The organism is Nostoc sp., from assembly GCF_036918015.1.
GTDB lineage: Bacteria > Cyanobacteriota > Cyanobacteriia > Cyanobacteriales > Nostocaceae > Nostoc.
Map to the genome: position 1 here is coordinate 13,312 of NZ_JBALEO010000088.1, position 25,827 is coordinate 39,138.

Annotated in this window: 26 protein-coding genes; 16 read left to right on the plus strand and 10 right to left on the minus strand. The window is 44.1% G+C overall.

Annotation, left to right across the window (positions count from 1 at the left end):
• Positions 1-37 precede the first annotated feature (37 nt).
• Entirely contained in the window at positions 38-1,450 is a 1,413-nt protein-coding gene (nifE, locus tag V7K61_RS26680) for a nitrogenase iron-molybdenum cofactor biosynthesis protein NifE (protein WP_335058081.1), read from the minus strand.
• A 671-nt stretch (positions 1,451-2,121) separates the two neighbouring features.
• Between nifE and V7K61_RS26685 the strand changes: the two genes are divergently transcribed.
• The 3 genes from V7K61_RS26685 to V7K61_RS26695 all read left to right on the plus strand — a co-directional run bounded on the left by V7K61_RS26685 (position 2,122) and on the right by V7K61_RS26695 (position 4,498).
• Entirely contained in the window at positions 2,122-2,298 is a 177-nt protein-coding gene (locus V7K61_RS26685; protein ID WP_335058083.1) for a hypothetical protein, read from the plus strand.
• Between the two features lie 126 nt (positions 2,299-2,424).
• Positions 2,425-3,429 carry an aldo/keto reductase gene (locus V7K61_RS26690; RefSeq protein ID WP_174709858.1) on the plus strand — a complete coding sequence of 335 codons (1,005 nt, stop codon included), beginning with the start codon at positions 2,425-2,427 and terminating at the stop codon, positions 3,427-3,429.
• Between the two features lie 403 nt (positions 3,430-3,832).
• Positions 3,833-4,498 (plus strand): CatB-related O-acetyltransferase, encoded by a 666-nt coding sequence (locus tag V7K61_RS26695; protein WP_335058085.1) that lies wholly within the window; start codon positions 3,833-3,835, stop codon positions 4,496-4,498.
• A 248-nt stretch (positions 4,499-4,746) separates the two neighbouring features.
• Here the strand turns inward: V7K61_RS26695 and V7K61_RS26700 are convergent, their stop codons facing one another.
• Genes V7K61_RS26700 through V7K61_RS26710 form a run of 3 tightly spaced genes read right to left on the minus strand, consistent with a single transcriptional unit; the run spans position 4,747 to position 7,700 of the window.
• Positions 4,747-5,121 (minus strand): 4Fe-4S dicluster domain-containing protein, encoded by a 375-nt coding sequence (locus V7K61_RS26700; protein ID WP_100903804.1) that lies wholly within the window; start codon positions 5,119-5,121, stop codon positions 4,747-4,749.
• Positions 5,121-6,725 (minus strand): FAD-binding protein, encoded by a 1,605-nt coding sequence (locus V7K61_RS26705; RefSeq protein ID WP_335058090.1) that lies wholly within the window; start codon positions 6,723-6,725, stop codon positions 5,121-5,123. Before V7K61_RS26705 ends, V7K61_RS26700 begins: the two co-directional genes overlap by 1 nt.
• Positions 6,726-6,746: 21 nt before the next feature.
• Entirely contained in the window at positions 6,747-7,700 is a 954-nt protein-coding gene (locus tag V7K61_RS26710; protein WP_335058092.1) for a D-2-hydroxyacid dehydrogenase, read from the minus strand.
• Positions 7,701-8,113: 413 nt separating this feature from the next.
• Between V7K61_RS26710 and V7K61_RS26715 the strand changes: the two genes are divergently transcribed.
• The 8 genes from V7K61_RS26715 to V7K61_RS26750 all read left to right on the plus strand — a co-directional run bounded on the left by V7K61_RS26715 (position 8,114) and on the right by V7K61_RS26750 (position 14,827).
• The gene (locus V7K61_RS26715) at positions 8,114-8,719 is read left to right on the plus strand and encodes a nitroreductase family protein (RefSeq protein WP_335058094.1); all 606 of its coding nucleotides are present in this window, start codon (positions 8,114-8,116) and stop codon (positions 8,717-8,719) included.
• An 81-nt stretch (positions 8,720-8,800) separates the two neighbouring features.
• Positions 8,801-9,475: an O-methyltransferase gene (locus V7K61_RS26720; protein WP_335058095.1), complete on the plus strand. Its 675-nt coding sequence runs from the start codon at positions 8,801-8,803 to the stop codon at positions 9,473-9,475.
• Positions 9,476-9,553: 78 nt separating this feature from the next.
• Positions 9,554-10,891, plus strand: a complete 1,338-nt coding sequence (locus V7K61_RS26725) for an LLM class flavin-dependent oxidoreductase (protein ID WP_335058097.1) — start codon at positions 9,554-9,556, stop codon at positions 10,889-10,891.
• A 429-nt stretch (positions 10,892-11,320) separates the two neighbouring features.
• Positions 11,321-11,695, plus strand: a complete 375-nt coding sequence (locus V7K61_RS26730; RefSeq protein ID WP_335058099.1) for a hypothetical protein — start codon at positions 11,321-11,323, stop codon at positions 11,693-11,695.
• A 14-nt stretch (positions 11,696-11,709) separates the two neighbouring features.
• A complete protein-coding gene (locus V7K61_RS26735) occupies positions 11,710-12,027 on the plus strand; it encodes a hypothetical protein (RefSeq protein WP_335058101.1) in 318 nt (105 codons plus the stop codon).
• 256 nt (positions 12,028-12,283) lie between these two features.
• Positions 12,284-13,081, plus strand: a complete 798-nt coding sequence (locus tag V7K61_RS26740; RefSeq protein ID WP_335058103.1) for a class I SAM-dependent methyltransferase — start codon at positions 12,284-12,286, stop codon at positions 13,079-13,081.
• 342 nt (positions 13,082-13,423) lie between these two features.
• Entirely contained in the window at positions 13,424-13,582 is a 159-nt protein-coding gene (locus tag V7K61_RS26745; protein WP_334879004.1) for a hypothetical protein, read from the plus strand.
• A gap of 6 nt (positions 13,583-13,588) precedes the next feature.
• Positions 13,589-14,827, plus strand: coding sequence for an acyl-CoA dehydrogenase family protein (locus V7K61_RS26750; protein WP_335058105.1), 1,239 nt, complete (start codon positions 13,589-13,591; stop codon positions 14,825-14,827).
• Between the two features lie 213 nt (positions 14,828-15,040).
• On the opposite strand, the gene V7K61_RS26755 is transcribed toward V7K61_RS26750, so the two are convergent.
• Complete coding sequence (locus V7K61_RS26755) at positions 15,041-16,309, minus strand: SidA/IucD/PvdA family monooxygenase (RefSeq protein ID WP_335058107.1); 1,269 nt, start codon at positions 16,307-16,309, stop codon at positions 15,041-15,043.
• A gap of 88 nt (positions 16,310-16,397) precedes the next feature.
• On the opposite strand from V7K61_RS26755, the gene V7K61_RS26760 reads away from it, so the two are divergent.
• Entirely contained in the window at positions 16,398-16,970 is a 573-nt protein-coding gene (locus V7K61_RS26760) for a hypothetical protein (RefSeq protein WP_335058109.1), read from the plus strand.
• A 399-nt stretch (positions 16,971-17,369) separates the two neighbouring features.
• Here V7K61_RS26760 and hemJ read toward each other — a convergent pair whose 3' ends face one another.
• The 5 genes from hemJ to psbQ form a co-directional block, all read right to left on the minus strand.
• Complete coding sequence (gene hemJ / locus V7K61_RS26765; RefSeq protein WP_335058111.1) at positions 17,370-17,951, minus strand: protoporphyrinogen oxidase HemJ; 582 nt, start codon at positions 17,949-17,951, stop codon at positions 17,370-17,372.
• Positions 17,952-18,219: 268 nt separating this feature from the next.
• On the minus strand, positions 18,220-19,071 hold the full coding sequence (locus V7K61_RS26770) for an alpha/beta fold hydrolase (protein WP_335058113.1): 852 nt from the start codon (positions 19,069-19,071) through the stop codon (positions 18,220-18,222).
• Between the two features lie 109 nt (positions 19,072-19,180).
• Entirely contained in the window at positions 19,181-19,309 is a 129-nt protein-coding gene (locus tag V7K61_RS26775) for a hypothetical protein (RefSeq protein WP_335058115.1), read from the minus strand.
• On the minus strand, positions 19,306-20,412 hold the full coding sequence (locus tag V7K61_RS26780; protein WP_335058116.1) for an NAD(P)/FAD-dependent oxidoreductase: 1,107 nt from the start codon (positions 20,410-20,412) through the stop codon (positions 19,306-19,308). The genes V7K61_RS26775 and V7K61_RS26780 overlap by 4 nt, the downstream gene beginning before the upstream one ends.
• A 104-nt stretch (positions 20,413-20,516) precedes the next feature.
• Entirely contained in the window at positions 20,517-20,984 is a 468-nt protein-coding gene (psbQ, locus tag V7K61_RS26785) for a photosystem II protein PsbQ (protein ID WP_335058118.1), read from the minus strand.
• 515 nt (positions 20,985-21,499) lie between these two features.
• Here psbQ and V7K61_RS26790 point away from each other — a divergent pair.
• From V7K61_RS26790 to V7K61_RS26805, 4 genes are all read left to right on the plus strand, one after another.
• On the plus strand, positions 21,500-21,928 hold the full coding sequence (locus V7K61_RS26790) for a hypothetical protein (protein WP_335058120.1): 429 nt from the start codon (positions 21,500-21,502) through the stop codon (positions 21,926-21,928).
• A 110-nt stretch (positions 21,929-22,038) separates the two neighbouring features.
• Positions 22,039-23,214 (plus strand): hypothetical protein, encoded by a 1,176-nt coding sequence (locus V7K61_RS26795; protein ID WP_335058122.1) that lies wholly within the window; start codon positions 22,039-22,041, stop codon positions 23,212-23,214.
• Between the two features lie 188 nt (positions 23,215-23,402).
• Positions 23,403-24,845 (plus strand): NB-ARC domain-containing protein, encoded by a 1,443-nt coding sequence (locus tag V7K61_RS26800; protein WP_335058124.1) that lies wholly within the window; start codon positions 23,403-23,405, stop codon positions 24,843-24,845.
• A partial coding sequence (locus tag V7K61_RS26805) for a tetratricopeptide repeat protein (protein ID WP_442936371.1) occupies positions 24,845-25,827 on the plus strand: 983 nt, incomplete at its 3' end. The genes V7K61_RS26800 and V7K61_RS26805, both read left to right, overlap by 1 nt.

Sequence of the window (25,827 nt, forward strand, 5' to 3'; positions counted from 1 at the left end):
TGAGCAATTACATCAATTTGGCAGAAGAAAGTTGCGCCTATAGCTGATAAGCAAGTTTTTCATCCCAAGGAGCAGGTTTGCTAACTTGCTCCCATATAGGACTATACAAGGCTTCATGTAGTTCGCGTGCTAGTACCACCAAACCTGCATAACCAGCGTAAGCATGGTGACGTTCATGGTTAATGTCTAAAAAAGGAATTCCCGTTTTGAGCGCTGTATATTTATTGCCAGCCCCAGTAATCAATACATCAGCTTTTGTTTGGTGTAATACCTTTAATAAAGCCTGGGGAGTTGTATCAGACAAAAGCATTGCATCTGCACCAAGATATTGTTTAATTTTAGCTTTCTCCTCTTCTGTTGTTTTGCCATCCGTAGCTGCAATAACTTCCATTCCCAAATCTTGGGCTGCTAAAATAAGCGACCAACTTTTCACACCACCAGTAGAAAGAATAATCCGCTTACCTTTTAAATCAGCAAGGTAAGGAGCTAAAGCAATATCTAGAGCAGCATTTTCTTGAGCAATTAACTTTTCTGTACGTTCTTTCAGTTCACAGGCAATAACACTATCTCCCAAGGATATACTTAATTTGTCCGCAACATTTCGCAAGCAATCGTTTAAGTTGGTCGCACCATAAAACGATTCTTCAATATAAGGAATTCCATAGCTTTCCGCCATAGTTTGAGCCATTTGTATAGCTACATTTGAGCAAAGCACTACATTTAATTTGGCGCGATGAGCATAGCAAACTTCTTGATAACGAGCATCACCTGTAATTTTAGAAAGAACGCGAATCCCCATTTTTTGGAATAATGGTAAGATATTCCACGTTTCACCGGCAACATTATAGTCACCAACAATATTAATATCGAATGGTGTAGTAAATTCCGGTTCGGCTGTACCAATGACAGCATTCAATAAAGTTTCATTACCGATGCGATTCCCTAAGTTTTTACTACCAAGAAATCCCGGCGCATTTACATAGATAACTGGGATATTAACTTGTTGTGTAGCAAGTTGGCAAACACTATCAATATCATCACCAATCAAAGCAGACAGACAAGTAGCATAAACAAAAATAGCGGCAGGATGATAGCGTTGAGCAACATCCACAATCGCTTTGTACAGTTTCTTTTCTCCACCAAAAACGATATTACCTTCACTAAAGTCAGTAGTAAAAGCAGTTTGGTATAATTGTGAGCCTGATGATAGGCTGCCATGAGTTGCCCAAGGATTGTGAGTACAAGAAACAGCACCATGTACTAAATGAACAGCATCAGTAATAGCTCCGACAGAAACCATCGCTCCATCAAAAGGGCAATTTCCTTGGGTTGCACCTGGTTGTGGTGGTTTTGTGCAAGTGAGTTTTTTCTGACCAGTAAATTTTTTCTGGTTAGATTTGCAAGGTGTTTCACTAAGTAGTTCGTTATTTGCAACTTGAGTGTTTTTCATGCTTTTCCTCGTGCTAAGAATAAATACAAAACAGCCAAAAATGATGAGTTAGGAGTATTATTTTCTCTCTATCTCCTATTTTTAATACTTACCAATTTTGCTGCCTAGTCTCCACTCGTCTTTATAGGTGCTGGTAGACAAAGTTTATTGAGACTGATTTCTGAGAAATTACAAAAAACAGCAATTGATGCACTAGCATTTCAGATAAAATCAAGCAACTCCTCTGATGCATCCTGTATTTTTAGAAAGGCTTATTATGGCAGCCCTCGCATGAGTTACATCTTCGCCTGTAGCCCCTCACCGCAACGAGATGTAACTCACTCAGACGATAAACACTATAATTCTTTTGCTAGTGTTAGCTTATCTAAATATTAGTATAGCTAATAATATATGAAATCAAGTATTGTTTTGAGATTTTTAGAATATAAATTATTAGATAATTAAACAGAATAATTTACACACATATTTTTTATGTACCTTATGTTCTCTTTTATTATCTAAGCAAGAAACTTATTTTTTACTAATAGTATTCCAGGTATTTAATTTAACTAAAACAAAAATTTATTTAGGTAATTGTAGCCTTAATTATTTTAAAATACTCTAAATCCATCGATAAAGAGAACTATATTAAAAAAATTCTTGAAATTTGAAAAGTATACACTATTTGAACTATGAGCTTTAGCCGCAGCCCTGGTTGGATTCACGGTGGCGATCGCTTTGCAGATCCGAGGGATTTTACCAACAGCCCCCTATGCCAAACATTTCCTGATTTCCTGTTCCATATTTCTCATTTATATGCAATTCTTAATATTATAGCTGTTAACTCCGGCAAATCGGTTGATATATAGTATTTTATATCCTAGCTTTTGCAAAGCAATGCTTATGGCTCTGCAATATTCTAGGCAAATCAATGTCAAAAGGCTTTAGAAATATCACAACCATTAAGCATCCCAACAAAAAGTAGAGCAAACCGTATGACGAAATATGTAAATCTTGGCAAAACTGGACTCAAAGTATCCCGTATTACACTAGGCACGATGACTTATGGTTCGCGTAAATTGCGCGAATGGGTATTAGAAGAAGAAGAAAGTCGTCCATTTATCAAACTGGCTTTGGAATTGGGGATTAATTTCTTTGATACCGCCGATGTCTATTCCTTGGGTGCTAGTGAAGAAATTGTCGGACGAGCGCTGAAGGACTTTGCTAAACGAGATCAAGTTGTGATTGCTACTAAAGTACATGGCAAAGTCGGCGATGGGCCTAATGATCGAGGACTATCTCGCAAACATATTTTTGACAGCATTGATGCTTCTTTGCGGCGGCTACAAACTGATTATGTAGACTTGTACCAAATTCACCGTTGGGACTATGAAACACCAATTGAAGAAACCCTAGAAGCACTGCATGATATTGTCAAAGCAGGTAAAGTCCGTTACTTAGGAATTTCTAGTGTTTACGCATGGCAGTTTGCTAAAGCTCTTTATACAGCAGACATTCACGGCTGGACTCGTTTTGTATCAATTCAAAATCACTACAACCTAGTTTATCGGGAAGAAGAACGAGAAGTAATACCCTTAGCCCTAGATCAAGGGATTGGTATTATTCCTTGGAGTCCCTTGGCGCGGGGCTTTTTAGCAGGGAATCGCAGTAAGTCAGACCATGGCCAAACACTGCGGGCAAAGACTGACGAATTTGCTCACAATCTCTACTATCAAGATTCAGATTTTAAAGTAGTCGATCGCGTAGTTGAATTAGCCGGAAAACGGGGTGTGAAACCCACACAAATTGCCTTAGCTTGGCTATTGCATCAACCAGGTGTGACATCTCCGATAATTGGCGCTAGTAAGATAGAACATCTTAAAGAGGCTGTGGAGGCTGTGGATTTAGAGCTTTCTGATGAAGAGCGCAAATTTTTAGAAGAACCTTACACACCTCATCCTATACTAGGGCATCAGCACCCATCTGGAAATCGCCCGTAGAGTAATCTTGCACCAGGCGACTGGAAGTCACGGCTACACAGGTAAAACCCGCTTATGCGGGTTAAAAGCGTTGATTTTACCTCTTTTTGCCTAAAGGTCGCCTGCCATTTTCCCTGCTAATTGTCCAGTGGGAACATCTTCTAAGCTTTTCAGCTTAAGGACTTCCAAGAAATAAATTATCAAAATAAACGAACCACAGAGACACAGAGAACACAGAGAGAGGAGGAATAGAGAGAGTTTTTGCGTCAGTTTTGGAACATTTTTTTATTTGGAAGTCCCTTACAAAATAGCGCCTCCAAAGTTGAGCTATCTATTATCCAAATTTTTGAAAATTTGGTGAAAGTAAACTGAATACATCGATGCCAACAGTGTACAGTGACAAATTATCTCCGTCGAAGTGTGGATGTCTTTTATAACTATGCTTGAATACGCGCCTCCTCCGATTTGGCTAAATGCTCACATTCAAGACCCGCGTATCAACGTTGGAGATTACACCTACTTCGATCAGCACATCAGTTTAGCAATATTTACCCCTGACGACCTGATTGAGATCGGAAAGTTTTGTTCTCTGGCTAAGGATATCATCATTTTTGCTGGAGGAAACCACATTATGACAAGAGTAACGACATTTCCTTTCAAGTGGTTATCCGCAGAAGCTGTGCCAGAAGAACGTTACACCGATGCGGCTCCTAAGGGGGCAACGATTATTGGTCATGATGTTTGGATTGGGTATGGGGCAACGATTTTATCAGGGGTGAAAATTGGCAACGGTGCAGTTGTGGGCGCACAGGCTGTTATTGCTTCCGATGTTCCTGCCTATGCAATTGTGGTGGGTAATCCAGCTAAGATAATTCGGTATCGGTTTAAACCTGAAACGGTAGAACGGTTGCTAGAACTATCTTGGTGGGATTGGGAGTCAGCGAAGATTGCGGCTAATTTAGATTTGCTATATACCAACCCCGATGAGTGGCTACCAGAGATCCAGTGGAAAGAGCCACAAGGAGATGTATTGAAATTTATCGGGATGCCACCAGCAGAACAACACGATGGAGCGGATGTTTCTGTTTAATTACTTGTGGATGGCATCCATCCAAAATCGCTCCGCCTCCGTTAAGATATCTGCGAGCCTACCGCATTCCCTAAAAGACTTAACGTCAATCAAATCAAGGAAGTTAGAATTCACCCAAAATACAACGCTAGATATTTTGAGGTTGAATTTATCAGCGAAGCTCATACCGAGTTCGGAACAACTTCTTAGAATCCCCAAGATTCCGAATAAATGAGCGTTCGCGTAGCGTGTCGTAAGACAAGCGAAATTTATTCAGCTAGGGGAGTGTCAATCAATCTTGCATTATCCTGCCTTACCCTATTCAAAATTCTAAGTTGTTGAGTTGGATCTTTGTCAGTCCCTCCCATTTTGCCATGATGCCAACCCATGTTACGGGTGTAACTACCCAGCAAGTTTTGGGTAATTAACTGTTCTGTATCAACCTTATCATCCAGTTCGGCATAAGGCGACACATAAAGCGCATCAACAGGGCAATACAACTCGCACAAAAAACAAGTCTGACAATCTGATTTACGAGCAATTACAGCTATTCCATCGTCTCCAGAATCAAAGACATCGCGCGGACAAACTTTTACGCAGATATCACAGCCGATACAGCGATCGCTATTAACAATTTCAATCATTACGCTACCTCTTGCAATTGATTTTCTGGGGCGACAACCACAACATCATCGATACCACTGGTAAATATTCTTCTTGTTTGTTGCACGTCAGTTTTTGTAAAATCTGTGCGTCGGTGCATTCCTCTACTTTCTTTACGTGCATCCGCACTCGCCCAGATCCAGCGAGCTGTGGCCGCCATCGCCGCAGCTTCCCGTGCGCGTAGAGCATTGCGACCCTCACCTACTAGATAATCGCTAATATCTGCCCATACTGCATCCAAACGTTGACGTGACAGCGCTATCCTTGCTCCAGAACGAAAGAAATTAACATCAAGTGGCAAGGTTTCAGCCTGAACAGCACTAATCGCTTCCGATATTAGCTCATCCTCTAGCGGCTGTTTACGGGGACGCAAACCTGCTTGACCTAAACCACGAACCAAGCGTGTCCCGGCTTTGTCGCCTAAAGAGGCAGCAAAAAGTGCTGCTGCGCGACCACTCCAAGTCCCACTAGCGATCGCCCAGGATGCATTCGGGCTTCCCCCTCCTGAAACTGCCCCTGTAAGATTTTCCCGAGAGGCTGCATCACCGGCGGCATAAAGTCCCGGCACTTTTGTAGCGCAATCATTGTTGATGATTTCCAGTCCACCTACGCCGCGAACAGTTCCTTCGGAGCGTAGTGTCACTGGGAAGGGTTGCTGGAATGGATCTAAACCAATTCTCTCAAATGGTAGAAAGCAGTTAGGCTGACCCTGGCGCAACCATTCATGTTCGATAGGGTTGCCGCGATTCATCAGGGCATACACTTTTTCACCCGCAACCAACTGGCGTGCAATACGTACAGCTCGGTCTTCCCCAGTTTCCGGTAAGGGAGAGCCATCCTCCAAATAAAAACTGGCGAAGGTAAAGGTCAATCCCTTGGTCACGGAAGTATGAGCAGGTGACAAACCATATTGCGAGGAAAATTCCATTCCAGATAACCTGACTCCTGCCTCTGCTGCCATGAGATAACCATCACCTGTATTACCATCGCAACCTAGTGCATGAGATAGAAAAGCGCATCCGCCAGTTGCCAGCACAACGGCACCTGCCCTAACTTCCCAGCGATTCCCAGTGCGCGGATGAATACCTGCTGCACCTGCGATCGCACCATCGGCCCAAAGTAGTTCGAGTGCGGGATGATGGTCAAGAATGCTTACACCAGCTGCTCCCGCTCTTTGGCGCATGAAGCGCATATAATCTGGGCCACGCAAGTTAGCACGGTAGGGATTGCCCTGCTCATCAAAAGGAAAAGGATAGCCGTTATCCCCTAAATCATCTAAACCTATTTGTGCCTGCTCAATCACACGCTGCAACCAACGGCGATCGGCAAGTCCTGATGAGCGAGACAGCCGACGCTCAATTTCTGCATCACGTTCTGCGCCTTTGGGAAGATACCATGTCCCAGTATTGGATGGAGCCGTTGCCCCTGATGTACCGCAATACCCCTTATCCGCTAGGACGACACGGGCACCTTGCTTTGCTGCTGAAAGTGCTGCCCAAGTGCCCGCCGGGCCACCACCCAGAACTAAGACATCAGTGGTAATTACACTCTGTGCTGCCGAGGCTTGAAAAGTTTTTGTATTCATGTCATCGCTGTATAAATTTGTTTAGTAGCCTGCTTCCTTATTGACTACATTTCGTAAAGGCTTATTGCCTCGGTAACGCTCTAAGTTATCAAGGAACAAGTTTGCAATGCGTCCTTTTAATGCTGGGGAAATTGCGGAAGTATGGGGTGTAATAAAGAGGTTAGGCAACGACCATAGAGGACTTTCTGGCGGTAGTGGTTCAATAGAAACTGTGTCTAATCCTGCACCTGCAATCCAGCCTTCAGTGAGAGCCTTAGTTAATGCTGATTCATCTACAACTGCACCGCGACCGACATTAATTAAATAAGCATGACTGGGTAGCGATCGCAGTACAGCTTCATCAATTAAAGCTTTGGTTTCTGGTGTCAAAGGTGTAGCAACAATTATATAGTCAACTTCTGGCAACAATGCGTGCCATTCATCTGTGCCGACGATTTTATCAAAATTTGGTAGAGGTTCAGGACGACGACGACCGCCCCAAACTCTTGCCCCAAATGGTTTAATACGAGCTGCGATCGCTTGGCCTATGTTTCCAGTACCAAGAATTAATACAGTTGAATTTGCCAACTCTGGCAGCACTAACCAACTTTTGCGCCAAGTACGTTGGTCGTGAGCAGCTTGCAATTGCCGTAACTGTTTGGCGTGATAGAGGATCAAACTTAAGACAAATTCCGAAATCGGAATTGCATGAACCCCCGCGCCATTAGTCAGAGTAATATCGTGTTCGAGAAAAATCGGTGTCAAAATGTGATTGACACCAGCACTAGGAGTCTGTTGCCAACGTATTCCCGGAGCAACCGCCAGCACCTTATGTAGAGTAGTCGGCTTTAATTTGAACCCATTGAGATAAATTTCCGCATCACTAGCATCACCATCAAAATTACCATCACTATCTACCCGCACAAATTTTGTATCAGATGGTAAGTGTGGCTCAATCTCGGCAGTAAGTTCTATTGGTAAAATTAGTTTGACCACGGGTTAATCCTTCACACTAAATAGTCAATGGGCATGGAGAAATGTAAGCAATATATCTAGGACTTACGCAAAATATCTCTCAAACTCTGATTTCTCTGTGTTCTCTGTGCCTCTGTGGTTCGTTATTCCGTAACTCGTGCGTAAGTCCTAATATCAAAGGAAGCGATCGCCACTGAAAATATAGTACTATAAATCGATAAATTTACCGTATTATACAATTAATCAACAAAGTTGTTTCTCTCCTGCAATGCTGGATTGCTCATGCTGGCTCACTATTTGCATCTAAAAATCAATTAAAGCCTAGATTGTTAGCTTTGCTAAGTTTTTTAAAAAAAGGCTAAAAGTTTCCGTTTCTTAATCCTAGTTATCTTCAATTGACAACTTACTGAGTATTGATAAGGAAATTCATTAAAATGACGCAGAAACTTGCCCAAACACAATACCCTGTTCATGACTTGATCCAGAGTCGTTGGAGTCCTAGAGCTTTTGCCGATCGCTCAGTTGAGCAGGATAAACTACTCTCATTGCTAGAAGCGGCTCGTTGGGCACCTTCTTCTTACAATCATCAGCCTTGGAGCTTTATTGTTGCCACCAAAGATGACTCAACAGAATACAATCGTTTACTTAGTACCTTGGTTGAGTTTAATCAAGGATGGGCGAAAAATGCTCCAGTACTGATACTTGCAGTCGCTAAAATCCTTACTGACGAAGGGAAAACAAACAGACACGCATTTCATGATGTCGGACTGGCTTTAGAAAACCTGATCCTTCAGGCAACTTCTCTAGGTTTATTTGCCCATCAAATAGCGGGATTTAATGGAGATACCGCGAGAGAAATATACCAAATTCCAGAAAACTATGAGCCTGCAACTGTGGTGACAGTTGGTTATCCTGGCGATCCCCAAAGCCTCCCTGATGGACTACGCGATCGCGAACAGGCTCCCCGTGTCCGCAAGCCGTTGAAGGAATTTGTCTTTACTGGACAGTGGGGACATACCTCCGCCTTATTGAAAGACTAAAGATCGAGGCTGAAGTATGTAGATACGTTCGACATACTCTAAAGCAGAACGCGAAGGAAATTTACAAAAAAGAATTACTATATGACCCAAGAAAATTGGGCTGCGGTCGATCGCTATATCACCGACTTGTTTGTTCAGCCCGACCTCGCCCTGGATACAGCGCTGCAAACTGCTGCCGATGCAGGGCTACCACCGCACAATGTGTCACCCAATCAGGGCAAACTGCTGTTGCTATTAGCGCAAATCCAGAAGGCGCACACCATCCTAGAGATTGGTACACTGGGCGGTTACAGCACGATTTGGCTAGCGCGATCGCTACCTGCTGACGGTCGCTTGATCTCGCTGGAGGCTAACCCAAAGCACGCCGAAATCGCCCGTAGTAACATTGCACACGCTGGTCTGTCCAACCTCGTAGATATACGCCTCGGACGGGCGCTGGATACATTGCCACAGATCGCCACCGAAGGACACGATCCATTTGACCTAATCTTTATTGATGCTGACAAGCCAAGCAATCCCGATTACTTGGCTTGGGCGCTGAAGCTTTCCCGTCGTGGTAGCTTGATTATTGCTGATAATGTTGTCCGTAATGGGGCGGTGGTCGATGCTGCTAGTAGTGATAGTAGTGTGCAGGGGATACGCCGCTTCAACAAGCTACTTGCAGCAGAACCGCGTGTGAGTGCTACAGAGATCCAAACCGTTGGTAGTAAAGGTTACGACGGCTTTGCGATCGCGCTCGTGACTAGCGACTCTTGAGTTGTAAAAGCGATCGCCCGTTACATCGGCTGTCTTTCCCATACTTAAAGACTTGTATTCACTAATAACCCATTCCAGATGAGCAGATCGAAACAATTAAAACTGGGTGCATTCATGCGCCCGGTAAGCATACATACAGGCGCTTGGCGCTATCCTGGGGCTTTGCCTGATGCTAATTTCAACTTCCCAGCGCTGAAACGATTTATTCAAAAACTAGAACAAGGCAAATTTGACGCATTCTTCATGGCCGATCACTTAGCGGTGCTGAATATGCCAGTCAACGCGCTCAAACGCAGCCATACTGTCACATCCTTTGAACCTTTCACCCTACTTTCTGCCCTTGCCAGCGTCACCGAACACATCGGGCTGGTAGCCACCGCTTCCACGACTTATGACCAGCCTTACCACATCGCTCGTCGCTTCGCGTCTCTCGACCATATCAGCGGCGGTCGCGCTGGCTGGAACATCGTCACCACAGCCAATCCAGATGCAGCCCTCAACTTTGGATTAGAAGAAGAGATAGAGCATGATGAACGCTATCGGCGGGCTAGAGAATTTTATGATGTTGTCACGGGTCTTTGGGATTCCTTTGCTGACGATGCGTTTATTCGGGACGTGGAAGCAGGGATTTATTTCGACCCTGCAAAGCTTCACGTTCTGAATCATCAGGGAAAATATCTCTCGGTGCGAGGGCCATTGAACATCGCCAGACCTGTCCAAGGTTGGCCGGTAATCGTTCAGGCAGGCGCATCTGAAGCCGGACGGCAATTAGCCGCCGAAACCGCCGAGGCTGTGTTTGCACCTGCAAGTAATCTGGAGGCTGGCAAAGCTTTATTTGCAGACATTAAGGGACGAGCGCAGGCAATCGGACGTGACCCAGACAGCATAAAAATCCTTCCAGGTGCTTTAGTCATCGTGGGGGAAACCGTCGCAGAGGCACATACCAAGCGTCTTCATTTGGATAGCCTAGTACATTATGACAGTGGAATCGCCAGCCTCAATAGTGCTATTGGCTACGACGTTTCGGGTTTTGATCCAGATGGCCCCTTGCCAGAAATCCCACCAAATAACGGTGGTCACTCTTCACGAGAAAGAGTAATCGCCTTAGCGCAACGTGAGAACTTGACTATTCGACAACTGGCGCAACGCATTGGCAGTTACGGCGGGTTGGCTTTTGTGGGCACACCCCAAACCATCGCTGATGATATGGAAAAATGGCTGATTGAGGAAGGCTCTGACGGTTTCAACATCATGTTCCCTTTTATTCCTGAAGGGCTGAATGATTTTGTCGATAAAGTTGTGCCGGAACTCCAACGCCGTGGGATTTTCCGCCAAGAGTATGAGGGTACAACGCTGCGCGAAAATCTTGGTCTGGCGCGCCCTGCTAATCGCTTCTTCCAAACCAGTCTGGTGTAAACAGACTTTTCACGGGATCTGAAAAACCCCACTTCCATTCCTCTCCCCTACAAGAAGAGAGGCTTTGAATGTTTCCCCTTCCCTCATAGGGAAGGGGGTTAGGTTCCAAGTTCACTTTTCCATATAACGTGAAAAGTCAGAGTGTAAACTGCGATCGCTAGTATCACACCTATTGTTTCTTTTTACCACTTGTATCAATAGCACTGTCATCCTCGCTGCTTGATTTTTAAATTAGCTTGTGGTAAAGTCTGTGCAATCATAATCTACTCTAAGCCGACCAATTTACAGTAGATTATTTAAATGAGAGAGTTAGTAAACAGAATCTAACCGCAAAATAAAAAATTTCCCATCTTCAACTTTTACATCATTCCAAAATCAGTTTTTTAATTAAAGCTTGTATTTTAAACCCCAGAAAATTGGTAATACATCATGTTAGCAATATCTAGAAAACGCAACTTTCTAATTTTATTAGTAGCTGGAGTATTTACTCTCTCCACAACTTTAGTAAGTTGTAAAGCAGCAGATACACGAGAAAAGGCAGCAGTTGCAGCTCCTAATGGTATTAAGACAAAATTGTTAAGAATTGGCTATTTTACTGCTGCGGATATCACCAAAAGTAGACAAGTTTTAGAGAAACGCTTGAATCCCTTGGGTATTCAAGTGCAGTGGGCGCAATTTACAGCTGGGCCACAACTTTTAGAAGCAATAAATGTGGGCAGTTTGGATGTCGGTGCTGTTGGTGAAACTCCACCCATATTTGCCCAAGCAACAAAGGACTTTCAACCCAAGGAGGCTATTGGATAGCTGCACGTAGCTTCGTGAAAGAGAACCCTGAAGTAATAAAAATTGTCCTTGAAGAAGTCCACAAATTAGGCGAATGGTCTAAAGCAAATACGCGAGAAGTTGCCGAAATTGTCGGGCGTGATACCAAGCTTGATTTACCAACTTTAGAAACAATAGTCAAGCGTCGGCGTTTTGGCATCAGACCGATTACCGATAAGGTTATAGCAGGACAGCAAGAGATATCTGACTTGTTCTATAAGCAAAAATTCATCACTAAAAAGATTAATGTCAAGGATGTAACACTTACTCCTGAAGAATATGCTGCTATACTCCCGGCAGAAATCAAGCCCTGAGCATTTGCAGTGAATATTAAGCCTGAAAAAATTGACAATACATTATGCTAACAGGATCTAGAAAACGCAACTTTTTCATGTTCTTGATGGCTGGAGTATTTACCCTAATTTGTAATTGGGAAAAAGGGAATGAGGAACAGTTTTGTAGGGTGTATTATCGCTGTTCTTGTAATGCACCGCAAATCTTGGTGGAGGGCTAATTTATATATAACCGCATCCGACTAAACTATGAATCAATATCAAAATCTAAAATTCGATGACAGATGAAAGAAGTCACTTAAGAACCACTTTTAATCAAGTAGCATTGTTGTATGACCAAGTTCGACCAGGATATCCAGAGGCACTTTTTGACGATGTAGTGTCTCTCTCAGAAATCACTTCAGACGGAAGGATATTAGAGATTGGTTGTGGTACTGGTCAGGCAACTGTACCCTTTGCCCGCCGGGGTTATCGTCTACTCTGCATTGAGTTGGGTGAGAATCTCGCTACGGTTGCCCAAAAAAATCTGGCTGCTTATCCGCAAGTAGAAGTGCGTAACATCGCTTTTGAGGATTGGATAATAGAAGGAAATACTTTTGATTTAGTGATTTCGGCGACTGCTTTCCATTGGCTTGACCCAAATATTGCTTACAAAAAAACGGCTCAAGCCCTCACTTCTATTGGAGCGATCGCACTATTTTGGAATGAACACGTATATAGTGATGCTAGTAATGGCTTCTTTGAAGAAGTACAGGAGCTATATCAAAGTTTAGCTCCTCAACTGGTTAAAGACGATGAACTTCCTTTGCGTGAGCAGAAAGTCCCTAATAAAACAGGTGAGATTGAGCAAACAGGTTTGTTTGGTGAAGTGACATATCGCTCTTATCGATGGGATGCAACATACAACAGTGCAACTTATCTCAACCTCTTAAATACTTACTCCTGTCATATAAATTTAGATCGTATTACAAAAGCGCGTTTTTTTGATGCGATCGCTGAATTAATTAATACTAAGTTCAATGGTCAAATTACTAAAGGTTACTTAACTACTTTATACGTAGCCCACCTATTGTAATCTTATCTAAATCTTTTTGCAGATATGATTAAACAGTTAAGTTTTGTAAGGGGGACTGTTAGCCAAACACCTGTTGTATATGGAATTTTAAACCCCTTTGAGTAGGATAATAATTGTCCTTGAAGAAGTTCATAAATTAGGCAGGCATAGGCGACTGACGTTTTCCTTGGACTTACTCCGTAGAAGCTTTTTTGCTTTCAACTTTGAGTCTTTCCTGCAAAAAGACGTTAAAACAGATTGACAACTTGGGGAAAATTTGGGAGTATCAAACTACGGTAATTCGGTAGATTTTTAGTAATTTTAAGTTTTAATATATCTAAAACCCTTACAGAGGAATGGTTTTTGTCGAGTGCAGTCGGTGGCTTGAATATGTTACCAGATGTAATCGCCTCAAGGCTGGAAACATTCTTCAAGTTTGTAGTGCAAAAGTCGCCTCACCCAGAAATAGCAATTGCCTCACCACTCACCAACATAGATTTTCCACAGGATATTCGGAGATAGAAACTAATGATTAAGAGTCCAGAGAAACTTGCAGATACGACAATTCAGTTTTCGGCTCCTGTGAGAGCAAACTCGCCGGAACTCCAGCAGCTTTTTGATTTTATTGCTCTGGGAGCAAGTGAGCGCGATCGCGATCGCATCCTTCCTTATAATGTGGTTGAATTGATTCGGCGTTCTAGGTTGGGTGCATTGCGAATCCCTATTGGGGAAGGTGGTGGTGGTAGCACGGCACACGAATTATTTGAGGTCGTAATTCGGCTGGGAGATGCCGATCCAAACGTGGCTCACATTGTACGGAATCATTTTTCTGTTACAGAGCGAATTTTGCGTTCTGAGCGCACCCGAAGAAATCGTCGCTGGCTCAAAGCCGTCGTCGATGGCGCGATTATTGGACTCGCTACGACCGAACTGGAAAGCAAGCGCTCTGGTGGCGGTCAAGTCGCGAATACAAAATTAACACCCGATGGCGATGGCTATCGTCTAAATGGGACGAAGTATTACAGCACTGGCAGCCTTTATGCAGACTTGATTTTCGTGCGTGTGCTAGTACCCGATGGCACTAAAGCGTTTATACTCATTCCCACCAACCGCGAGGGCATTGACCTTGTAGATGACTGGGATGGCTTCGGTCAAAGGCTTACAGGTACGGGAACAACTACATTTCAAAATGTCCGTGTAGAGGCGGACGAAGTAATTTTTGAGACAGACACAGACAAAGACAACCTACCCTACAACATCGTCCCGCAATTATTTTTAACAGCAATTAATGCTGGTATTATTCGCAGCGTTCTACGCGATGCAACAGCCCTCATCCGTAACAGACCCCGGACTTTCTACCATGCTGTATCTGAGCAAGCCTCAGAAGACCCAATCTTGCAGCAGACTGTGGGACAGATTGCCGCCAATGCCTTTGCTGCCGAAGCGATTGTTTTAGCAGCAGCTGATGGACTCGATCGCCTGCCTGCTGCTCAAGCTCAGGGTGAAGATGCAGAGACGGCTGCGGCGCTGGCAACTTCTCTAAGTGCAGCCAAAGCCAAATTGATTGTTGATGATTTGGCTCTACGTTCAGCCACCTTGTTGTTTGAAGTTGGTGGGGCTTCAACAACAAAGAAAAGCTCCAACTTCGATCGCCACTGGCGCAACGCCCGTACCTTATCCTCACATAATCCAAATCATTTTAAGGCTCGTGCGATCGGAGACTACGAAATTAACGGCACGCCTCTGCCGACAAGAGGATTCTTCTAAGATTTTGTATAGGGTATGGGGAAGATAAGGAGATGGGGAAGAAAACTTCCTACACTCCCAATACTACTCACTTTGTGCATTTTTAACTCGGAATTGGGTTTGGGGAAAAGGTTAAAGGTTTTTTCTTTCCCTTTTCCCCAAAACCCGACAAGTATTGCCCACACTCCTTTTTCCCCCTGCTCTCTGCCCTCTGCTTCTTAATCCTACGCAGACTTAGCTGACTGAAGCCTTGGCTGGCTGCTTCCACACTGCGGCGGCGTAGAGTGAGTCCTCAAAGTCCGGTGCGATGTTGTCGCTGGTGATGCGTGCCTCGTGCTGATCCCAGTCGGTGAAGAATAAGTCGTGATTGATGCGAGACACTATTACAGGCACGTCGCGGCGAATGCTGGGTACATCACCAATCGGTAGCCCGAAGCTGACGAAACCAGCTGGATTGAAGATGTGGATGTCTTTGAGGTAGGGCGCAGTGCCAGGTACTTTTTCTAGATATTCGTGGGCGCTACCGAGGTAAGGGTGCGTCCCCAAATCATCGTCGCGCTGGTCGGCTGGTGGTTGGTAGCGATCGCGCCACAGGGCAATGTGCTCTTGCAAGTTGGCTAGTTCGGGGCGCTTTGTCGGGTCAACGAAGTAACCAGTACCAGCGATCGCAAAATCAAACTCAAAAACATCATCGTTCACCTGGGCAACGATACGTCCGCCTTGTTCCTGTGCCGATTTCCAAGATGCAGATAAATGTAAGTGAAAATTGGGGAAGGCGATGGCTCGCTCAACCGCATCCGGTGGCGGTGTGGAACCTACTTGGCGAAAGCGCCAAGCCTGGAACCAGCGAGCTGCATCAGGCAGTTGTGGATAGTTGTAGTAAGCGCCAGGATACCCCCGCACCCGTAACACTGGTAGAGATGCGATCGCCGAACGCCGTGCGAACAAATGTACTGCCTCCGCTCCCGATTCCAGGGCTACCTCTGCTGCGTCGAAAGCTGAAGCCGCCGCACCCAACACTGCTACAGTCTTACCGCGTAGCACTTCAAAATCGATGGCATCGGCGGTATGTGCGTACAGGGTGCGTGGTAAGTCAGCCAATACTGGAGGGATGTTTGGGCCACCAGTACCCGCGACACCGTTAGCAAAGATAATTTTACGTGTGGTTTCCACCTGCGGGACACCGTTTACTTCAAGGTGCAGGCGAAAGAAACCTGCGGCTGGCTCTATCTGTACTAACTTTGTTTGGTAACGAACTGAAATGCCGAGGATCTGCCGATACCAGCTAAGGTACTCAGCCCAAGCCACTCGTGGAATCCGGTCTATAGCTGCGTATGCCTCAGCGCCGTGCCGTGCTTCGTACCATGCTTGAAAAGACAGTTCTGGGATGCCTAATTCGGGGCCCGGCAGGTTCTTTGGCGTGCGGAGCTTTTTCATCCGCGCTCGTGTCAGCCACACGCCTGCTAAGCTTTCGTTTTGTTTAGATAAGTACGATAACTCCATCAATTTACTGTAGCTTTTGGATAACTCGATCGCCAAAATCAGCGTATTTAGTTAAAAAGCTTCATATCAGATAACAATCAAGCTTTCCATGCAAATCCAAACAGTTGGTATTTTAAGTCCAGGTGACATGGGACAGGCGATCGCAGCCGTTCTCAATCAAAATGGATTGAATGGTTTGTATGCAGTTTCTGATTTTCAGGATGCCTTTAACGCGGATCACTCATTTTTATTTGAGATGATTCAGATGTCAGAGGAAACCGGTGCAGATCGTGTTCGGCTCTGTGATACAGTTGGGCGCACTGATCCCTTCGTGATATTCGATATCATGGCGGATATTCTCAACAACTCAGCGATTGATATCGAACTTCACCCCCATAATGATCTGAATATGGCTGTTGCCAACTGTGTGGCCGCAGTTAAAGCATTTGATATCTGGTATCAGGACCAGCAAGAAACGCCTAGCCGGAAGCTCTATTTAACTTCCACGGTGAATGGGATTGGTGAGCGGGCAGGCAACACTGATCTACTAGCCACATTAGTGGGTGCGCTAAAAGTTGGCCTGCGTATAGACGTATCTGTACAGGAATCAAAGCTGGCCAGCATCTGCGACTATGTTTCTCAAGCAAGTAGTCGCCCCATCGCCATTAACGGACTGAACTAAATTTCTTGTTTAGTCATCTAAAAGAAGACTTTCGCTATGAGACTCGGAATTTATTCCGAGGCGGGATAGATACACTGCACCAACACTTGTGTGTACACCGTAGCCAATACATACGGGGAGGGTTAGGGTGGGGTAAAACCGTGGTTAATCAGCTATTTCAGACTTGTGTGTACACCGTAGCCGATGCTTTGGGGAGGGGCGGTTTTGGCTTTAGATAAAACCGGGGTGGGGTGATGCGGTGAGTAACCGTAAGTGAATGAACTCAATAGACCTCTTGCAAAAAAAAGTCCCTAACACCCCACCCCCAACACCTCTCCGCTCTTCGGGAGGGGAGACAAAGCGTAGCTTTGGCGGGGTGGAGTTCTTTCTTATTTTTGATTTATGCAAGAGGTCTAATGTCTAACTTTGTTCTTGTGGTTCCCCTATTTGTGCCGTCAATTTCTCTTTATCCTGCCTGCGTTTTTTGGCGTAAAGTTGAATAGTAACTGCCATCAAGATAATCATGGCGAAAATAGCCCAAGCCGCAATATCTGTAGGTAGATTATTCTTAAACACAGCCAGCAACACGATCGCTACTAACATAACTGTAGGCGCTTCATTTAAAGCCCGTAATTGCTGACCACTCCAACCACATTCATCTACTGCTAATTTCTTCATCAGCCGAGCGCAGTAATGATGATAGCCAATTAAAATAGCCACAAACATCAGTTTGATATGCAACCATCCCTCTTTTAAAATATCCGGTTCAGTGCTTACCAAACCGATGGCCATTGCGATCGTCACATACATTCCTGGGTTAGTGATGATATAGTAAAGGCGCTTTTCCATAATTTGATACTGATTTTTCAGTATCGTTCGTGCTGGTTCCGGTTCAAGGTTAGCTTCAACGTGATAGATAAAAAGACGTACTAGGTAGAATAAACCAGCGAACCAAACAACAAATCCGACAATATGAAAAGCTTTAAACCATGAATAAGCCATCAATCATAATCTCCTTTACTTGTAATGGTAATAAAAAGTAGTCAGGAGCCAGAATTCAGAATATTCTACCCGTTAAAGGATAGACTTTTAACAAGAAATAACATTTGAATTCTGCCACTTAATCTTCCATTTAGTGGACTACAGTGATGATTTTGCACCCTCTACTAATTAATTCTGATTCCTGTTAGCGCAGCGGGGCGTAGCCCATTCTGACTCCTGAATTCTGACATTCATTTTTATAATATCGATTTTTGCCAGAGCTATATTGTCAATGAGCATCTTTACGACGCACAAAGGGTAAAAGGTCTTGCAAAATCGTCTCGTGGTAGTGTTCTTGAGGATAATGTCCGACGTTATTAAGTTTTATTAATTCGGAATTTGGTACGGAATTGGCAAAGTTTTCGGCAATATCTACAGGTAGCCAAGGGTCAATCATACCCCATTGAATCAGAATCGGCTGTTGCCATTCTTTAAAGCCAGTTTGTATTTCTGTCATGGCGGAATCAAGCTGTAAGTTGCGAATACTTGACAATAGACTTCTACCAGATGAAGAACTTTTTAAAAATGGTTTTCGATAAACATCTAAATCTTTATCTCCTATGCGATAACGGCTTCCACCTTCTAGCGTCCGGTCAACTAATAGAGGGTCTTGGGTCATTACTTCACCAGCCAAAGGTAAACCCATTTGTTTAATTTTCCAGGGTAATTTAGCAGCAGTTGAAATTGGTGTATTTAAAATAGCTAAATTAGCAATTTGTTCTGGATGACGCAAAGCATATTGTAGTCCTACAGAACCTAAAAAACCTTGGACAACTAAAGAAAAATGTTCAAGTTCTAGAGCCTTAATAAATCCTTCTAAAGCTGTAATAAAAGCATCGGGAGTGTAAGCAAAATCTCGTTTTTCTGGTTTGGCAGAAAAGCCGTAACCAATCCAATCTGGCGCGATCGCTCTTGTTCCCTGATTCGCCAACGCAGGTATAATATGACGCCAACTGTAACTTTGTGAAACTAAGCCGTGTAGCAGCAACACAGGCGCTAAGTCACTTCTGCCGATTGGTAAAGATTCCCGATAAAACCATTCCAGTGAATCTACATTGATTTTATGTTCTGTTATTGACACGCTATTTTCCTATATTTGTCATTTGTCATTTGTCATTTGTCATTTGTCATTTGTCATTTGTCATTGGTCATTTGTCATTTGTCATTTGTCATTTGTCATTTGTCATTGGTCATTGGTCAGGAATTATTATTCTCTTCTGCTTCCCCTGCTCCCCTGCTCCCCTGCTCCCCTGCTCCCCTGCTCCCCTGCTCCCCTGCTCCCCTGCTCCCCTGCTCCCCTGCTCCCCCTGCTCCCTCATCCCCCTATTCCCTGAGAAATAATCATCTCACGAATCGTATAAGCTGTAGCGGGTGCTAGTAAAACGCCGTTGCGATAGTGTCCGGTAGCTAGAAGGATGTTACTAAACCCTGGTAACTTACCAATAACTGGGGCTGGACGACCTTCAGGGCGGGGACGTAAGCCTGACCAAGTGCGAAGAATGCTTGCTGTGGCTAATTCTGGACAAAATGCGATCGCTTGTTCTCTAACAGATTCCAACAGTTCTTGATTTGGCGGTATCTCATCGCCATTGCTGGGAAATTCCACTGTTGCGCCTATCCAATAATCTCCACCGCCCACAGGAACAATATGGACATCGTTACCCGTTATCGCTGGCTGGAAGTCGGGATTACCTAATGGATGCCCCACACGCATTTGCAACGCTTGCCCAAGTACGGGGCGAATGTCAATTATCTGATTTAATTTTGCTGTCAGTGGTGTTGAACCTAACCCGGCTGCAATTACAAACCAATCTGCGGTTATTTTTCCTTCTGTAGTCTCAAGTTGATTGCAAAATTCAGATGTTGAGGTTGGGGCATCCAAAACAGTTACGCCAAATTTGAAAGTTACACCATTTTGCTGGGCAGCCTCAACTAAAGCTAATGTTAGGGCAGTTGGATCGATCTGGCGGTCTTGGGGAGAATAGACAGCACCAGTAATTTTTTCGTTATTAATTTGAGGACAGATATTCTGGAGTTTAGCCGTGTCCCAAATTTCTAAAGTCCAGCCTTGAGAGTGGCGAACTTCTACTAGTTTTTCCCATGCTGACATCACCTCTAGGGAAGAATCAGACAAAAGCATGAGAATTCCCTGACGATTGAAAGGGATTTTGCGACCTGTTAAAGCTTCTAATTCAGGAATCAAGGTTTCATAGCGTTGGATGCTGGTTTGTCGCATCTGCCAAGCTTTACCCTTGATTTTTTGGCTAATTGCGCCCATCAAAACACCAAGTGCAGCGCCCGTGGAAGCTTGTGCTGGTGGTTGGCGATCGCAAACTGTAATTTTCAGCCCTTTTACTAGACTCAGTTCGTAAGCGATCGCAGCCCCAACCACACCACAACCGATAATAACTACATGACTCATTGCTGTTTTGAGGCAAAGATCGAGAGATGCGGGAGATGAGGGAACAGGGGGAGCAATTTTTACTCTCTCTGTTCTCTCATCCCTTTGCTCATCTTACCTTGCGCTTAACTTGCCTCTGCTTCACTGTTGGTTTTAGGAAGCAGTTGGAGAAATTTGTCAATCTCTGCGAAAGCAGCTTGGGATTGGTTCAAGGCAACTAGAGGATTGCCAGCACTAGTAGCTTTATCGAGTTTAACCAGGTCTTTAAAAAAATCTCGCGTTATTTGACGTGCTTTGGGTTGGTCATTGGGTAGAAGGTTGGGAGTGACATAAGTCAGATTCAGCTTTGCTTCTGTTATGGGCCCATGTATAAAGTTACGCACATTGATCCAATCACCTTGTTTTATCAGAGTTGTCAATTCTTCTGAGCGATCGCGCACAGCCTTAATTTCAGGAACATAAGCCTGAATTTTTTCAAGTTGTACTGCTGTGTAAGTCGGAGGTGCGATCGCAACACCAGGGCCACCACAACTAATCAGGAATGTGGCCAATAGTACTAGGAAAAATGAAAAAATCGAGCGTTGACGCACCATATATTCAACTTAATTGCTTTTGGTTTACCGATTCACAGTGTCATTTTAGATCGCTAGCGCAGTCAATCGTTCTTGTCAGCCAAGGATTTTGCAGAAAATCTTGATATTTTCTCCAAAGAGCAGAGTTCCATCTGCTTTTGGGTAATTTTTAAGTACAATTACTTAATAGGTGTTAGGCAGTCCCAACAAGAAGCGATTTTTGGTTTCTGTTAATGAGAAGGAGTCAGAAGTCAGGAGTCAGAATTCAGGATGATCCCACGGATAAACCTTTTTGGAGAGAGGTTTTCAAGATTCCGTGAAAAGTCAGATCCATTTCTGGCAAACTCACCATTCTGACTCCTGACTCCTGAATTCTGAATTCTGTTTAGTAACGAGGATTGTTAGGGAAATATGATTTAGAGTTGCTAAATCTTAAAGGTCTTGATAAGCTGAAACACCAATCCGTATAAGCCTTCTGGCGGTTTTTCTGTCTTCACATCCCCGAAGATGCCGACGCAATATAGGAGTGTTTTTTAGTGAACGCAGCTGAAAAAGCAACGAACCTTGAACTCGCCAGCAATATAGCTACGGTAGTTAATTTGTTCAAATTCGAGTTTCCTGATGCCAAATCCGATCTCAAACCCTGGAAAAATGACCCGGAAACTAGGGAGTTAGTCGATCCAGATTCTATAGATATTGGCTTTCACTTTCCTGGTATTAGCAAATCTTGGCGAAGTCGCAGTATTTTAATTCAAATCCGATTTTATCAAGATCCCATCAATAATTCCCGCCGTGCGATCGGCGTGGAGGTAGCTGGATTCGATCATCGCGGTGAGGCGTGGCGACTTTCTACAGTAGAAAACTGGAATGTTGTCGGCGCATCTTCGCCTTCTGATGAAATCGAGGATAAACTCAAACAGATTTGCCGACAGATTTTAGAAGTTTTTAATAAAACAAGCGATTGAAGGAGGCAGGAGGCAGGAGGAAACCTCTCCCATGTTCGCGCAGCGTCTTGTAGAGAGCATCTTGCAATTTTTAATTAATAATTTTTAATTTTTAATTGGAGCGAAGCGACTTGACCACCGTAATATTTGTACATGGCACAGGCATTAGAGAACGAGAATATAACGAAACCTTTCAGATAATTGAGCAAAAGATTCACGCCCAACGTCCTGATATCAAAGTTTCTCGCTGCCTTTGGGGTGTATTAGGTGCAAAGTTCAATGAGAATCGGGCATCAGTACCCTTGGAAGATGCGACACTGGCTTTATCTCAAGGAGAAGAAGACGCAGAGATTATCCTGTGGGGGCAATTATACCGCGACCCTCTGTATGAATTGCGGCTGTTGTCTTTGAAACCGATTGAGGCAGGAAATCCCTTTGGGGAAGAACCAGGGGATGTTTTACAATCTCGTGTAGCCAGTCTCACTCCCGCATCTCAACTGCAAGCTAAGTTGCAAGAGGCGGGAATTGCAGAGGTATTTGAGCCAGCACGAGAGGCGGTTATCCACAGTGAACCGTATCATCAGGCGCTGCTTACAGTTTCCGAATCTGATTTGAGTGAATATTATGCACCAATAGCTAGAGCAGTTGTGGCTCAAGCAATGTTTATTAGCGAACTGCAAGAAAAATTTCCCCCTATACTCACCGATGCCCAATTGCGCGACAAAGTTGTGGAATTGCTGACTCTGGCTTTAGGAGAGGCGGAGTTAGGATTGGGTGGCTGGTTATTAAAGCCATTTGTTGAACTAGCACAGCACGGCGGAACAAATTATGTCAGAGGAAACCGCCTTGAGTTAACTGATAAAATTTCCCCTATGCCCGGTGATATTTTGTTGTATCAGACGCGGGGTGAAAAAATCAGGGCGTTTATCCAGCAACAAATTGCCCAAGCAGAACCGCCAGTGGTTTTAATCGCTCATAGCTTGGGAGGTATCGCTTGTGTAGATTTGCTAGTGCAGCAGCAGTTGTCTCAGGTGGAATTATTGGTAACGGTTGGTTCCCAAGCACCATTTTTATATGAGATTAACGCCCTCTACAGCTTAGAATATGGGCAGTTATTGCCAGAGCATTTCCCGCAATGGTTGAATATCTACGATTTACGGGATTTTCTCAGTTACGTGGGTAATAAAATTTTTCCTGATAGAGTGCAGGATGTGCAAGTGGATAGCAGACAACCATTTCCCCGTTCCCACGGTGCTTATTGGACAAATGCTAAAACCTGGGAGGCGATTATTTCGAGGTTGCCATAATGGTTTACCCCACCCTAACCCTCCCCGTATGTATTGGGGAGGGAACTAGATTTCTTTTTTCCCCCTTTCCAAGGGGGGATTAAGGGGGGTAATTCAAGTGTGTACACCGTAGATTCCCTGCTAGAGAAAGGGGTTAGGGGATTAGGGGGTTAGATCATTTTCCATAGGAGGTGAGAAACTAAATCATCATGCAGTTGATGGCTAAACCCGATCGCACTTTTGGGTTAATTGTGGGTATTGAAAAGTACCACGAATCTGCTTGGAATGTGCCAGGTGGAGGGCCAGCCGATGACGCGCTGAAATTTGCTCATTGGCTGCATCAGCACGGTGTACCGAAAGAGAATATCCGGTTATGTTTATCAGCACTGGAAGAAAATCATCAGTTAATTGGGGAATGTGGGTTAACTGTAGAGTTAGCAACAGAGCAAAATATCTCCGACATTGTGACTAACTTTTTATCCCCAAAGTCGGGGGATTTACTCTACATTTTTTGGGCGGGACATGGTTTGATTACCTCAGAACGAGAGCGTCGGTTGCTTTGTGCTGATGCAAATAAACAGAATTGGCAGAATTTAGATTTGAATTCTTTATTAGTTTTGTTGCGTTCCGATAAATTTCAGATTCGTAATCATATTTGTATTATTGATGCCTGTGCCAATTATGTTTTAGAGTCGAAGGGAAGACCAACTAACTTAGGTGGCAAAGCTTTTTTGAATGGACAGCCACATAAAGATAGTCAACAATTTGTGTTACTGGCTACGCGGGAAGGAGAAAAAGCTGAGGTAAATTCTGAAAATAAAACAGGTTACTTTTCTCAAGCTGTAAGAGAGGCTTTTGCCGCAGCTAATGGGACTTTTCCCCCGAATATGAAGGAAGTTACTGAGGCAATTAAGGAGCGATTTATTAGTTTAGATAAAAAACAACTGCCGACTTATTTTTATTCCCGCAGTTGGGATGGAGATATTGAAAAATCTCATTTCAACCCGTTTGATATCCCGCATAATATCCCACAGAGTCAAGCTCGTAAGTTTGTTGGCAGGGATGAGCAAATAGAACAATTGCATCAGCTATTACAAGCAAATGATGTTGTGGCTATTAGCGATGTGACTGGGCAAGGTGGCGTGGGTAAAACAGAGTTAGCTATTCAATACTCATGGCAATATTTGGAAGATTATTCTGGCGGGTGTTGTTGGTTAAATCCCCAAGGAACTGATTTGGGAACCCAGTTAATCAACTTTGGCATGGTTCATTTCTCTAACTTCAATCCTCCTGAGCAATTAGATGCAACAGGTAAAGTTTTATATTGCTGGAAAAACTGGCAACCAGGCAAAGTTTTATTAATATTTGATGATGTCAAAGACTGGAAGCTAATTCAACCCTATCTACCACCTAAAGGTTCTCGGTTTAAGGCGTTGATTACTACTCGTCTAAATACGGGGTTAGCATATCCATCACTGCCATTAGGTGGATTGTCAGCAGATGCAGCCTTAGAATTATTAGCAAAGCTATTGGGGGATGAATATGTTCAACAAAATACGGAGACAGCAAAAGAAATTTGTAAATTAATCGGTTATTTACCCATTGGACTTTATCAAATAGCGGCTTATAGTCGAAACCGAGGGGGAGTATGATGTTAGCAGACATCCTCGCACAGCTACAAAAGCAAACATCAGCAGGTGAGTCTGGTGTAGCAGCAGCTTTTGAGTTGAATTGGCAAAACTTGGAACCAGAGGCGCAAAAATTGGCTTGTCTGTTGAGTTTGTTTGCTTTGGCTCCTATCCCTTGGTCGTTGGTAGAATCAGCAGCAAGTTCTAGCGATTTGGAATTTGACCTCAAAGCTAACTGCGCTGTTTTAGTTGAGCGTTATTTGCTGCAAGAATTGGCAGAGGACACCTACCAAATTCATGAACGCATTCGGGAATTATTACAGCAGAAGTTTGAAGATTTGGCTGAAGCAAACGAACTTAAGCGCGGCTATTGTCAAGCAATGGTAGCCGTAGCAAAAGATATTCCTGAGACACCCACATTGATAGAAATTGCTCAAGTAACTCTTGCCATCCCTCACCTTGGGGAAGCTGCCACAGTTTACCAAGCGTGGTTAAGTGATGATGATTTAATCTGGCCTTTTTTAGGCTTGGGTAGATTTTACAACGGTCAAGGAGCCTATGTGCAAGCCTTACCGTGGCGTGAACAATGTTTATCATCTGCTAAAAAACGTTTTGGGGATGAACACCCTTGGGTGGCAACTAGCCTGAACGATTTGGCATTCTTCTACTTTTTACAGGGAAGGTACAGCGATGCCGAACCTTTGTTAATCGAAGCTTTGGCGATGAGAAAACGCCTGCTGGGGGATGAACACCCTGATGTGGCAACTAGCCTGAACAATTTGGCATTACTCTACGGTTCACAGGGAAGGTACAGCGAAGCCGAACCTTTGTATATCGAAGCTTTGGCGATGAGCAAACGCCTTCTGGGGGATGAACACCCTCATGTGGCAAGTAGCCTGAACAATTTGGCAGGACTCTACAAATCACAGGGAAGGTACAGCGAAGCCGAACCTTTGTACATCGAAGCTTTGGCGATGAGAAAACGCCTGCTGGGGGATGAACACCC

Excerpts from the sequence above, each read along its gene's own strand:
- nifE (WP_335058081.1), bottom strand. The coding sequence starts at position 1,450 with ATGAAAAACACTCAAGTTGCAAATAACGAACTACTTAGTGAAACACCT.
- V7K61_RS26685 (WP_335058083.1), top strand. The coding sequence starts at position 2,122 with ATGAGCTTTAGCCGCAGCCCTGGTTGGATTCACGGTGGCGATCGCTTT.
- V7K61_RS26690 (WP_174709858.1), top strand. The coding sequence starts at position 2,425 with ATGACGAAATATGTAAATCTTGGCAAAACTGGACTCAAAGTATCCCGT.
- V7K61_RS26695 (WP_335058085.1), top strand. The coding sequence starts at position 3,833 with ATGTCTTTTATAACTATGCTTGAATACGCGCCTCCTCCGATTTGGCTA.
- V7K61_RS26700 (WP_100903804.1), bottom strand. The coding sequence starts at position 5,121 with ATGATTGAAATTGTTAATAGCGATCGCTGTATCGGCTGTGATATCTGC.
- V7K61_RS26705 (WP_335058090.1), bottom strand. The coding sequence starts at position 6,725 with ATGAATACAAAAACTTTTCAAGCCTCGGCAGCACAGAGTGTAATTACC.
- V7K61_RS26715 (WP_335058094.1), top strand. The coding sequence starts at position 8,114 with ATGACGCAGAAACTTGCCCAAACACAATACCCTGTTCATGACTTGATC.
- V7K61_RS26720 (WP_335058095.1), top strand. The coding sequence starts at position 8,801 with ATGACCCAAGAAAATTGGGCTGCGGTCGATCGCTATATCACCGACTTG.
- V7K61_RS26725 (WP_335058097.1), top strand. The coding sequence starts at position 9,554 with ATGAGCAGATCGAAACAATTAAAACTGGGTGCATTCATGCGCCCGGTA.
- V7K61_RS26730 (WP_335058099.1), top strand. The coding sequence starts at position 11,321 with ATGTTAGCAATATCTAGAAAACGCAACTTTCTAATTTTATTAGTAGCT.
- V7K61_RS26740 (WP_335058103.1), top strand. The coding sequence starts at position 12,284 with ATGACAGATGAAAGAAGTCACTTAAGAACCACTTTTAATCAAGTAGCA.
- V7K61_RS26750 (WP_335058105.1), top strand. The coding sequence starts at position 13,589 with ATGATTAAGAGTCCAGAGAAACTTGCAGATACGACAATTCAGTTTTCG.
- V7K61_RS26755 (WP_335058107.1), bottom strand. The coding sequence starts at position 16,309 with ATGGAGTTATCGTACTTATCTAAACAAAACGAAAGCTTAGCAGGCGTG.
- V7K61_RS26760 (WP_335058109.1), top strand. The coding sequence starts at position 16,398 with ATGCAAATCCAAACAGTTGGTATTTTAAGTCCAGGTGACATGGGACAG.
- hemJ (WP_335058111.1), bottom strand. The coding sequence starts at position 17,951 with ATGGCTTATTCATGGTTTAAAGCTTTTCATATTGTCGGATTTGTTGTT.
- V7K61_RS26775 (WP_335058115.1), bottom strand. The coding sequence starts at position 19,309 with ATGAGGGAGCAGGGGGAGCAGGGGAGCAGGGGAGCAGGGGAGCAGGGG.
- V7K61_RS26780 (WP_335058116.1), bottom strand. The coding sequence starts at position 20,412 with ATGAGTCATGTAGTTATTATCGGTTGTGGTGTGGTTGGGGCTGCGATC.
- psbQ (WP_335058118.1), bottom strand. The coding sequence starts at position 20,984 with ATGGTGCGTCAACGCTCGATTTTTTCATTTTTCCTAGTACTATTGGCC.
- V7K61_RS26800 (WP_335058124.1), top strand. The coding sequence starts at position 23,403 with ATGCAGTTGATGGCTAAACCCGATCGCACTTTTGGGTTAATTGTGGGT.